The organism is Streptococcus sp. CL8.13 (assembly GCF_049737895.1).
Window position 1 is genome coordinate 1 of sequence record NZ_JBKOTT010000015.1, and the last position, 10,800, is coordinate 10,800.

Consider the following 10,800-nt stretch of genomic DNA (forward strand, 5'->3'; position numbering starts at 1 on the left):
TTAATCCGCCATAGCTCAGTTGGTAGTAGCGCATGACTGTTAATCATGATGTCGTAGGTTCGAGTCCTACTGGCGGAGTAGTTAATTAAAGGAGGTTTAGACCTCTTTTTTTTGTTATGTAATTAATAATCTATCTCGTGTCATTAGACTTCCACAAATGAAGCCTCATAATTCAGTTTAGCAATGTAATTGTTCCATATGATTGTTTGATCGCTTTTCATTATAGATCTTATGGGACTTTTTCCTACAACAAAATAAGATCCATAGGGGATTTACCCACTACAAATATTATATGAAGGTCGTGGGTCCGAGTCCTTCTTCCACAATAGAGAACCTTTTTTCTTTTTGATATTATTAAGGAATTTTATTTCTATTCAATCACTTCATAGTTTAGACTGAGCAATATTCAATGCTATTAAAACCGTACTGGATGATTTTTAGTGAGAGTAATAGTTTTTATAAATTGTTTATAGGAAATTTGTTCCTATTCTGTCAACTTTTCCTATTTTTTCTCTTGTTGAGGTTGGTATTTTAACAATTCAGGAATTATTAATGATTAATTAAAATTTTTTGTTAGAATAAGATCATAAAAAGTAAAGGAGTGTATGCTTATGCTACAAAATATTTATGATCAGATGACTGATTTCTATGACAGTATCGAAGAAGAGTATGCTACTTTCTTTGGTAATAGTTGGGACTGGGAACATTTTCATTTTAAGTTTTTGATTTATTATCTTGTCCGATATCGTATTGTGAGCTATCGGGATTTTATTGTTTACCATTATCGTGTTGCTTATCGTTTGTATCTTGAAAAATTGATAATGAAACAAGGTTTTGTTGCTTGTTGAGACAGTATGAGTTAATTTCCGAACAACTTTTACTTTTTGTGGAAAAATAATGATAAATAGCCGGAATTTTTTCTAAAACATTTTTTAATAGTTGGAAATAGCAAATCTTTCTATTGTTTCTTCTTGATAAAAAGGCGATTTTTTCTTATAATAAATTGTAAGATATAATTGCAGGTGAGAGTCCTGCCATGTATGTGAGAAAGGAAGAGCCTGAGGGCTCAGACAAGATTATGACTTCAGTTGTTGTTGTAGGTACCCAATGGGGTGATGAAGGTAAAGGGAAGATTACAGACTTCCTTTCAGCGAATGCAGAAGTGATTGCGCGTTACCAAGGTGGTGATAATGCAGGTCACACGATTGTGATTGATGGCAAGAAGTTTAAATTGCACTTGATTCCATCTGGGATTTTCTTCCCTGAAAAAATCTCTGTTATTGGGAATGGTATGGTTGTAAATCCTAAATCTCTTGTGAAAGAGTTGAGCTATCTTCATGAGGAAGGTGTTACAACTGATAACTTGCGTATTTCTGATCGCGCGCATGTCATTTTGCCTTATCATATCGAGTTAGATCGTTTGCAAGAAGAAGCTAAGGGCGACAATAAGATTGGTACTACAATCAAGGGAATCGGTCCAGCTTATATGGACAAGGCTGCTCGTGTTGGGATTCGTATCGCCGATCTTTTAGATAAAGATATTTTCCGTGAGCGCTTAGAACGTAACCTTGCTGAAAAGAATCGTCTTTTTGAAAAATTGTATGACAGTAAAGCGATTTCTTTCGATGATATTTTTGAAGAATATTACGAATATGGTCAACAAATCAAGAAATATGTGACAGATACATCTGTTATTTTGAATGATGCGCTTGATAACGGTAAACGTGTGCTTTTTGAAGGTGCACAAGGTGTTATGCTAGATATCGACCAAGGTACGTATCCATTTGTTACGTCATCAAACCCTGTAGCTGGTGGTGTTACGATTGGTTCTGGTGTTGGTCCGAGTAAGATTGACAAGGTTGTTGGTGTATGTAAAGCCTATACGAGTCGTGTTGGAGACGGTCCTTTCCCAACTGAGTTGTTTGATGAAGTGGGAGAACGTATCCGTGAAGTCGGTCATGAATATGGTACAACAACTGGTCGTCCACGTCGTGTGGGATGGTTTGATTCAGTTGTGATGCGCCATAGCCGTCGCGTTTCTGGTATTACTAACCTTTCATTGAACTCTATCGATGTTTTGAGTGGTTTAGATACAGTGAAAATCTGTGTGGCCTATGATCTTGATGGCCAACGTATTGATTACTATCCAGCTAGTCTTGAGCAATTGAAACGTTGCAAGCCTATCTATGAAGAGTTGCCAGGTTGGTCAGAAGATATTACCGGAGTTCGTAATTTGGAAGATCTTCCTGAGAATGCGCGTAACTATGTTCGTCGTGTGAGTGAATTGGTTGGCGTTCGTATTTCTACTTTCTCAGTAGGTCCTGGTCGTGAACAAACAAATATTTTAGAAAGTGTTTGGTCCTAAGAGATTTTTAAGATTTGTTTAAGATAGTTCGGATATACTATAGACAGTTACAAGAAGACCTCCTAACTTGTTGTAACAAATATCCTAAACTTTTCTTTTTCATAATAATCTCCCTATAAAGTCACCGCATTTGGTGGCTTTTTTTGTCTTGGAAATCATGATATAATAATAAAATCGATAAGTAGGAAAAGGGAAATTGATGAATTATACAGTTGAAGAAAAAGAAGTCTTTATGAGGGAGGCTTTGAGAGAGGCTGAGATTGCTCTTGAACACGATGAAATTCCAATTGGTTGTGTGATTGTCAAGGACGGAGAAATCATTGGTCGCGGGCATAATGCGCGTGAGGAACTGCAACGAGCGGTTATGCATGCGGAGATTATGGCCATAGAGAATGCGAACCTGAGTGAGGAGAGCTGGCGCTTGCTGGATTGCACGCTTTTTGTGACCATTGAGCCTTGTGTCATGTGTAGTGGGGCGATTGGACTCGCCCGTATTCCAAACGTGGTCTATGGGGCTAAAAACCAGAAATTTGGCGCTGCTGGGAGTTTGTACGATATCTTGACAGATGAGCGTCTCAATCATCGTGTGGAGGTTGAAACAGGAATTTTGGAAGATGAATGCGCAGCTATTATGCAGGATTTTTTTAGAAATAGACGGAAAAAATAATTTTGCTTTTAAAATGAACAGGAATGTGATATAATAAATAGTGGAGCAACAGTTCTGCGTGAAGCGGGTCAGGGGAGGAATCCAGCAGCCCTAAGCGATTTGAATTGTGTGCTCTTTTTTTCGTGCTTTTTCCGAATAAATAAGATAGAATAATCTAGAATAAATGATAATAGAAAAGAGAAAATGATGAAAATTCGTGGTTTTGAATTGGTTTCTAGTTTTACAGATGAAAATTTATTGCCCAAACGTGAGACAGCGCATGCGGCTGGTTACGACTTAAAGGTTGCTGTGCGTACAGTTATTGCGCCAGGAGAGATTGTATTGGTTCCGACAGGGGTTAAGGCTTATATGCAGCCGACTGAGGTTCTCTACCTCTATGATCGTTCTTCAAACCCTCGTAAAAAGGGCTTGGTTTTAATTAATTCAGTTGGGGTCATTGATGGGGATTATTATGGCAATCCTGGGAATGAAGGGCATATTTTTGCTCAGATGAAGAATATCACAGACCAAGAGGTTGTTCTTGAAGTTGGAGAACGTGTTGTCCAGGCTGTCTTTGCTCCTTTCTTAATTGCAGATGGAGATATGGCTGATGGCGTTCGAACTGGTGGATTTGGATCGACCGGGCACTAGAATGAAGATTATCTTTGTACGTCACGGGGAGCCAGATTATCGTGAGTTAGAGGAGCGTTCTTATACGGGATTTGGGATAGATTTGGCCCCCTTGTCTGAGAAGGGACGGTAGCAAGCCCAGAAACTGAGCACCAATCCTTTACTCCCTTCAGCTGAAATAATCGTATCTTCTGCAGTCACAAGAGCTTTAGAAACGGCTTCTTATGTGGCTTGTGTTACTGGACTTCCTTTGAGAGTGGAACCATTATTGCATGAATGGCAGGTCTATGAAAGTGGTACAGATAATTTTGAAAAAGCTCGTGCTATATTTCTAGAAAATAATGGGGAGTTACTTCCTAATAGTCCTATTCAATATGAGACAGCTGCGAAGATGAAGTCTCGTTTTCTAGAATGCATGGCTAAGTATCGAGATTACCAGACCGTGATAGTGGTAACTCACAACATGCTCATGCGTCAGTTTGTGCCAAATGAGAAGATTGATTTTTGCCAAGTGATTGAGTGTGAGTTAGAGATATAGAAAGAGGTTTATCATCGCAAAGAAAAAAGCGACATTTGTATGTCAAAATTGTGGGTATAATTCACCTAAATATCTGGGGCGTTGCCCCAACTGTGGGTCTTGGTCTTCTTTTGTAGAAGAGGTTGAGGTTGCCGAGGTCAAGAATGCGCGTGTGTCCTTGACAGGTGAGAAAACCAAGCCCATGAAACTGGCTGAGGTGACTTCCATCAATGTCAATCGAACCAAGACGGAGATGGAGGAATTCAACCGTGTACTTGGAGGCGGAGTGGTACCGGGAAGTCTCGTCCTCATAGGTGGGGATCCTGGGATTGGGAAATCAACCCTTCTCCTACAAGTCTCAACTCAGCTGTCTCAAGTTGGGACTGTTCTCTACGTCAGTGGGGAGGAGTCTGCCCAGCAGATTAAGCTACGAGCAGAGCGCTTGGGTGATATTGATAGTGAGTTTTATCTTTATGCAGAGACCAATATGCAGAGTGTTCGAACTGAGGTGGAGCGCATCCAGCCAGACTTCCTCATCATCGACTCCATTCAGACTATTATGTCTCCTGAGATTTCAGGGGTGCAGGGGTCTGTTTCTCAAGTGCGTGAGGTGACAGCGGAACTTATGCAGCTGGCCAAAACAAATAACATTGCCATCTTTATCGTAGGACATGTGACCAAGGAGGGCACTCTAGCTGGTCCTCGTATGTTGGAGCATATGGTGGATACGGTGCTTTACTTTGAAGGGGAGCGCCACCATACCTTCCGTATTTTAAGAGCGGTCAAAAACCGTTTTGGATCCACTAATGAGATTGGGATTTTTGAGATGCAGTCGGGCGGTTTGGTTGAGGTTCTCAATCCGAGTCAAGTTTTCTTAGAAGAGCGTTTGGATGGAGCAACTGGTTCATCAATCGTTGTGACCATGGAAGGGACGCGTCCGATTTTGGCGGAGGTTCAGGCTTTGGTAACACCGACCATGTTTGGAAATGCCAAGCGTACGACGACAGGACTTGATTTTAACCGTGCTAGCTTGATTATGGCTGTTTTGGAAAAACGGGCAGGTCTTCTCTTGCAAAATCAGGATGCCTATCTCAAATCTGCTGGCGGTGTCAAATTGGATGAACCTGCCATTGACTTAGCTGTTGCAGTTGCCATTGCTTCGAGCTACAAGGATAAGCCAACTAATCCTCAGGAATGTTTTGTGGGAGAACTGGGCTTGACAGGAGAAATTCGGCGTGTGAATCGTATCGAGCAGCGTATCAACGAAGCCGCTAAGCTGGGATTTACCAAGATTTATGTACCGAAGAATTCTTTGACAGGAATTACTCCGCCTAAGGAAATTCAGGTCATTGGCGTGACAACGATTCAGGAAGTTTTGAAAAAGGTTTTTGCTTAATCTGTGACAAATCCTCTTAAAAATGATAAGATAGGAGAAATATTTGACTATCAAATTTTCAAGGAGGGAATCGTGTCGTATTTTGAACAGTTTATGCAAGCCAATCAGGCTTATGTTGCCCTACATGGGCAGTTAAATCTGCCACTTAAACCCAAAACAAGAGTGGCTATTGTGACCTGTATGGATTCACGTTTGCACGTGGCGCAAGCTCTGGGCTTGGCACTTGGGGATGCTCATATCTTGCGGAATGCAGGTGGTCGAGTGACTGAGGACATGATTCGTTCGCTAGTTATTTCCCAGCAACAAATGGGGACAAGAGAGATTGTGGTATTGCACCATACAGACTGTGGTGCTCAGACCTTTGAAAATGGGCCTTTTCAGGAGTATTTAAAAGAGGAACTAGGTGTCGATGTGTCAGACCAGGACTTCTTGCCCTTTCAAGATATAGAGGAGAGTGTACGTGAGGACATGCAACTCCTTATCGATTCTCCCCTAATACCAGATGATGTCATTATCTCTGGTGCTATTTACGATGTGGATACAGGAAGTATGACAGTCGTAGAATTATAAATACTTCATATAGAAAGAAAGTGTATGAAGAAAAACAGCATTTTATTTATTTTTATTTTATTGCTATGTATTGGTTTGCAGTATGAAACAATCTACTATACGGATGGTTCGATGTCAGGTGCAGAATATGGCCTAATGGGAGTTTCTATCTTTCTAGCTCTCTTTTACATGATTCCGGCTCTTTATTTCCTTTTCCGTATTGGGAAAAAATGGGAATTGCCAAAGAATGCCTTGATTCTGTCTTTATTGGGTGGGATGTTCCTTTCAGGTTGGTTGTCTAGCTTTGCTAATACCTATATCCATGATTTATTGGAGGTTCTTTTCCCAGATAGTGCATTTTTAAATGCCTTTGAAAGTGCGATTGTGGCTCCTTTGGTAGAAGAACCCTTGAAATTGTTGCCACTTGTCTTTGTTTTAGCTTTGATTCCTGTGCGAAAATTAAAATCTTTGTTTTTACTTGGGATTGCTTCTGGTTTGGGATTCCAAATGATTGAGGATATTGGCTACATTCGTACAGATTTGCCAGAGGGCTTTGACTTTACTATTTCGAGAATTTTAGAGCGTATCATCTCAGGAATTGCCTCTCACTGGACTTTTTCAGGTTTGGCGGTAGTAGGTGTTTACTTGCTTTACAGAGCCTATAAAGGACAGAAGGTTGGCAAGAAACAGGGGCTTATTTTCCTAGGTTTGGCCTTGGGAACTCATTTCTTGTTTAACTCTCCTTTTGTAGAATTAGAGACAGAGTTGCCACTAGCGATTCCAGTGGTTACGACTATTACTCTATATGGTTTTTATCAGGCTTATCGCTTTGTTGAGAAGCACAATGAGTTGATGAACTAGAATATTTTTCAAAAGAATAATGCAGGGGCACAAATATGCTGCCCTTCTTTTATTTTTGATTGAAAAATAGTGCAAAAAGCGCTACAATGGTAAATGGAAAAATCTTGTGAAAAGCACAAGCGATACATATATACCGGAGGAAATCATGTCTTTTTCTGATTTAAAGCTGTTTGCCCTTTCTTCTAATCAAGAATTGGCAAAACGTGTGGCGCAGGAGATTGGGATAGAGTTGGGGAAATCAAGTGTTCGCCAATTTTCAGATGGAGAGATTCAGGTCAACATTGAAGAATCAATCCGTGGGAAACACGTCTTTATCCTACAATCAACTAGTTCGCCTGTAAATGACAATCTGCTTGAAATTTTGATTATGGTAGATGCTTTGAAGCGTGCGAGTGCAGAATCTGTCAATGTTGTCATGCCTTACTATGGGTATGCACGTCAGGATAGAAAGGCGAGAGCGCGTGAGCCAATCACTTCAAAACTTGTTGCAAATATGCTTGAAGTAGCTGGAGTGGATCGTTTGTTGACAATCGACTTGCATGCTGCGCAGATTCAAGGATTCTTTGATATTCCTGTGGATCATTTGATGGGAGCTCCTCTGATTGCGGATTATTTTGAGCGTCGTGGTATGGTTGGTTCTGATTATGTGGTTGTCAGCCCAGACCATGGAGGGGTGACTCGTGCTCGTAAGTTGGCAGAATTTTTGAAAACATCTATCGCTATCATTGACAAACGTCGTAGCGTTGATAAGATGAATACCAGTGAAGTCATGAACATTATTGGTAAGGTTGAAGGTAAGACTTGTATCTTGATTGATGATATGATTGATACCGCTGGAACGATTTGTCACGCTGCAGATGCCCTTGCAGAAGCTGGTGCTGTTGAAGTCTATGCAAGCTGTACGCACCCAGTTCTTTCTGGTCCTGCTATGGACAATATCCAAAAATCAGCTATTAAGAAATTGGTTGTTTTGGATACCATCTATCTGCCAGAAGAGCGTTTGATTGATAAGATTGAGCAGATTTCAATCGCTCATCTCTTGGGGGACGCCATCGTACGTATCCATGAAAAACGCCCACTTTCGCCACTTTTCAGTATTGAGAAAAAGATTTAATGACCAAGCCTGAGATGATTCTCAGGTTTTTTCATCTCTTTTCCGAATAAATAGATAGAGTCAGTGAATCTAGTAAAACTAGATTTAATACTCTTCGAAAATCAAATTCAAACCACGTTAACGTCGCCTTGCCGTACTCAAGTACAGCCTGCGGCTAGTTTCCTAGTTTGCTCTTTGATTTTCATTGAGTATAAGACTGTGGTATAATAAAAGGAGGAAGAGGATGATTCTCAGACATCCGGGCATCAGCCCAACCAATGACTTGGTTGCTAAGAAAATCTTTAGCAATTCAGAAATTACTTGTCAATTTATTCGCGATATGCTGGATTTACCAGCAAAAAATGTGACCATTTTGGAGGGAAGCAATATTCACGTCTTGCCTTCCATACCTTACTCGGCGCAGGATTTCTATACCAGTATAGATGTTTTGGCGGAGTTGGACAATGGCACGCAAGTAATCATTGAAATTCAGGTGCATCATCAGAATTTTTTCATTAATCGTTTGTGGGCTTACCTGTGCAGTCAGGTCAATCAAAATCTCGAAAAAATTCGTCAACGAGAAGGTGATACATATCAGAGTTACAAACACATCGCACCTGTTTATGCTATTGCTATCGTAGATAGTAATTACTTCCAAGATGATTTAGCCTTTCATAGCTTTAGTATGCGCGAGGACACGACAGGTGAGGTTTTAACCATAACCAATAATGGACAAGAAAACCATCTAGTCAAGATGGCGTTCTTGGAACTAAAAAAATACAGAGAAACCAGCAAAGACGAGGTTCGCAAACCGTGGTTGGAGTTTTTTGGGAATAAACCCTTTACCCAAGAACCAGAGCGAGCTATCAGCCAAGCAGACCAACTGCTAGACTACAAAAGCTGGTCCGAGGAGGACAGGAAAATGTTTAGTCAACTACGTATGCGAGAAGAACAAGCCTTGTTAGCACAGGACTATGCCTTGGAAACCGCTAGAGCCGAAGGTATTGAACAAGGTTTAGAACGTGGGAAAGTTGAAGGAAGGGAAGAAGGGAAACTTTTTGCCTTCTTAGACATGGTTCGCCAAAATCTTCTGACACCAGAGGTAGCCAGTCAGCAATTAGGCATGACGGTCGCAGAGTTTGAGGCCTTGCTATAAGGTCACATTTTAAATGGTAGAAAGTTTATAAAATGGCAAGTTGTTATCAAAAAACTTGTCATTTTTGCTTGACATTTCGAAGGGGTTATAGGATAATACCATAGAAGTGAGTTCTGTCCGACTGTCTATGTGGATTAGATATGAATGATTTTAATCAAGGATTAAAAGTTTGTGAGATTTTCACTTGAATATAGGATATTTTAAGCGTATTCACTCTCACAAAGTTGTTTTTTCACCTTTTTTTCTAAAAATAGGAAAAAACTTTAAAAACTCGAAGAAAACCCTTGACAAATCCTGCAAATATTTATATACTGTATGGTAGTAAGATAGTCTTACGAAAAAATATTTTAAAGAAAAACAAAGGAGATAAAACGATGAAAAAAGTTTTATTGACAAGCGCAGTCGCTCTTGCAGCATTTGGTGCTGTACAAGCTGTTTCAGCAGAAGACACAACAAATAGCCGTTTCGGTTCTTCTTTCAGCACATATCATGGTGGAAATACTGAACCTAACCACAACATTTCAGGTGTAGATGCTTCAACAACAAACAGCCGTTTTGGTTATGGTTTTGCTATCGGATCTAAATACATCCGTTACGACCGTGACGCAGCACATGGATTTAACCGTCATGTTCGTGTAACTGTTGTTGATGGTGGTGGACGTCCAGTTCCAAACGTAGAAGTTGATTTCTTCTTGAAACCTGCTTCAGGTGAAAAGAAACCAGAATACTTCACTGCTAAAACTGACCAATCAGGTGATGCAGAACTTCCAACAGTATTCAAAGCTGGTGAAGTGATTCAGTATCGTGTTGCTGCAACAGCTACTGATTTTAAAGAAGCAGTAGAACTTGTTGGTGAATTTACTGTTGAAGCTGGTAACGAATATGCTGGTTCATTGTACACAAATGGGCGTATTGTATTGCCATACAAACTTGATGATCGTGCAGCACAAATTGGTAACGCAACTACAGCTGCTCAATACGGTTGGGCTCAAACAGCTGAAGGTTGGAAATACTTCGAAAATGCTGCAGCTGTTAAAGGTTGGAAACAAGTTGATGGCAACTGGTACTACCTAAACGATAAAGGTGTAATGCAAACTGGTTGGGTAAACGTTAACGGAACTTGGTACTTCCTAAACAAATCAGGTGCTATGCAAACTGGTTGGTTGAAAGATGGTAACACTTGGTACTTCCTTGAATCAACAGGTGCTATGAAAGCTAGCCAATGGTTTGAAGTTTCTGGTAAATGGTACCATGTAAACGGTTCAGGTGCCCTTTCAGTAAACACAACTGTTGACGGTTACAACGTAAACGCAAACGGTGAGTGGGTATAATCCTAATACATGAAATATAAAACAGGAGAGTTATCTCCTGTTTTTTTCTTGCATTTATCTTGTATAAGTATTATAATGGTTAAAAAATAATAGGAGGTTTCCAATGAAATCAAAAGTGTTGAAAATTTTATTAGGTGCAACCTTGGCAGGCACTGCCCTTGTTGGAGCTAGAGTAACTGAAGTGAAAGCTTCGGAAACAAATGTTTATAAGACAGTTGTTTGGGTTACAAAACAGGAAGATGGTAAAGAGAAGATT

The 10,800-nt window shown here is 40.2% G+C and carries 9 protein-coding genes, 1 tRNA gene, 1 other RNA gene and 2 pseudogenes; all 13 read left to right on the forward strand.

The window, feature by feature from the left end; all coding sequences use genetic code 11:
* Positions 1 to 4 precede the first annotated feature (4 nt).
* Positions 5 to 78 (forward strand) — tRNA-Asn (locus tag ACLNCN_RS01055).
* A 533-nt stretch (positions 79 to 611) separates the two neighbouring features.
* Positions 612 to 848, forward strand: a complete 237-nt coding sequence (gene comW, locus ACLNCN_RS01060) for a sigma(X)-activator ComW (protein ID WP_060627312.1) — start codon at positions 612 to 614, stop codon at positions 846 to 848.
* Positions 849 to 1,078: 230 nt separating this feature from the next.
* Positions 1,079 to 2,365, forward strand: coding sequence for an adenylosuccinate synthase (locus ACLNCN_RS01065; RefSeq protein ID WP_004257634.1), 1,287 nt, complete (start codon positions 1,079 to 1,081; stop codon positions 2,363 to 2,365).
* 199 nt (positions 2,366 to 2,564) lie between these two features.
* Positions 2,565 to 3,032 carry a tRNA adenosine(34) deaminase TadA gene (gene tadA / locus ACLNCN_RS01070; protein WP_001110112.1) on the forward strand — a complete coding sequence of 156 codons (468 nt, stop codon included), beginning with the start codon at positions 2,565 to 2,567 and terminating at the stop codon, positions 3,030 to 3,032.
* A gap of 32 nt (positions 3,033 to 3,064) precedes the next feature.
* Positions 3,065 to 3,162: signal recognition particle sRNA small type (gene ffs, locus ACLNCN_RS01075), an RNA gene on the forward strand.
* A gap of 56 nt (positions 3,163 to 3,218) precedes the next feature.
* Positions 3,219 to 3,662 carry a dUTP diphosphatase gene (locus ACLNCN_RS01080; protein ID WP_078238237.1) on the forward strand — a complete coding sequence of 148 codons (444 nt, stop codon included), beginning with the start codon at positions 3,219 to 3,221 and terminating at the stop codon, positions 3,660 to 3,662.
* Positions 3,622 to 4,179: pseudogene (locus ACLNCN_RS01085) on the forward strand (histidine phosphatase family protein). Before ACLNCN_RS01080 ends, ACLNCN_RS01085 begins: the two are co-directional and overlap by 41 nt.
* A gap of 13 nt (positions 4,180 to 4,192) precedes the next feature.
* Entirely contained in the window at positions 4,193 to 5,554 is a 1,362-nt protein-coding gene (gene radA / locus ACLNCN_RS01090) for a DNA repair protein RadA (protein WP_078228442.1), read from the forward strand.
* A 72-nt stretch (positions 5,555 to 5,626) separates the two neighbouring features.
* The gene (locus tag ACLNCN_RS01095) at positions 5,627 to 6,124 is read left to right on the forward strand and encodes a beta-class carbonic anhydrase (RefSeq protein WP_004240973.1); all 498 of its coding nucleotides are present in this window, start codon (positions 5,627 to 5,629) and stop codon (positions 6,122 to 6,124) included.
* Between the two features lie 24 nt (positions 6,125 to 6,148).
* The gene (locus ACLNCN_RS01100; RefSeq protein WP_223330594.1) at positions 6,149 to 6,964 is read left to right on the forward strand and encodes a PrsW family intramembrane metalloprotease; all 816 of its coding nucleotides are present in this window, start codon (positions 6,149 to 6,151) and stop codon (positions 6,962 to 6,964) included.
* A 145-nt stretch (positions 6,965 to 7,109) separates the two neighbouring features.
* On the forward strand, positions 7,110 to 8,078 hold the full coding sequence (locus ACLNCN_RS01105; protein ID WP_033682853.1) for a ribose-phosphate diphosphokinase: 969 nt from the start codon (positions 7,110 to 7,112) through the stop codon (positions 8,076 to 8,078).
* Between the two features lie 223 nt (positions 8,079 to 8,301).
* Complete coding sequence (locus ACLNCN_RS01110; RefSeq protein WP_424844457.1) at positions 8,302 to 9,213, forward strand: Rpn family recombination-promoting nuclease/putative transposase; 912 nt, start codon at positions 8,302 to 8,304, stop codon at positions 9,211 to 9,213.
* A gap of 1,037 nt (positions 9,214 to 10,250) precedes the next feature.
* Positions 10,251 to 10,544: pseudogene (locus tag ACLNCN_RS01115) on the forward strand (hypothetical protein); the annotation flags it as partial.
* Positions 10,545 to 10,800 lie beyond the last annotated feature (256 nt).

Excerpts from the sequence above, each read along its gene's own strand:
- comW (WP_060627312.1), top strand. The coding sequence starts at position 612 with ATGCTACAAAATATTTATGATCAGATGACTGATTTCTATGACAGTATC.
- ACLNCN_RS01065 (WP_004257634.1), top strand. The coding sequence starts at position 1,079 with ATGACTTCAGTTGTTGTTGTAGGTACCCAATGGGGTGATGAAGGTAAA.
- tadA (WP_001110112.1), top strand. The coding sequence starts at position 2,565 with ATGAATTATACAGTTGAAGAAAAAGAAGTCTTTATGAGGGAGGCTTTG.
- ACLNCN_RS01080 (WP_078238237.1), top strand. The coding sequence starts at position 3,219 with ATGAAAATTCGTGGTTTTGAATTGGTTTCTAGTTTTACAGATGAAAAT.
- ACLNCN_RS01100 (WP_223330594.1), top strand. The coding sequence starts at position 6,149 with ATGAAGAAAAACAGCATTTTATTTATTTTTATTTTATTGCTATGTATT.
- ACLNCN_RS01105 (WP_033682853.1), top strand. The coding sequence starts at position 7,110 with ATGTCTTTTTCTGATTTAAAGCTGTTTGCCCTTTCTTCTAATCAAGAA.
- ACLNCN_RS01110 (WP_424844457.1), top strand. The coding sequence starts at position 8,302 with ATGATTCTCAGACATCCGGGCATCAGCCCAACCAATGACTTGGTTGCT.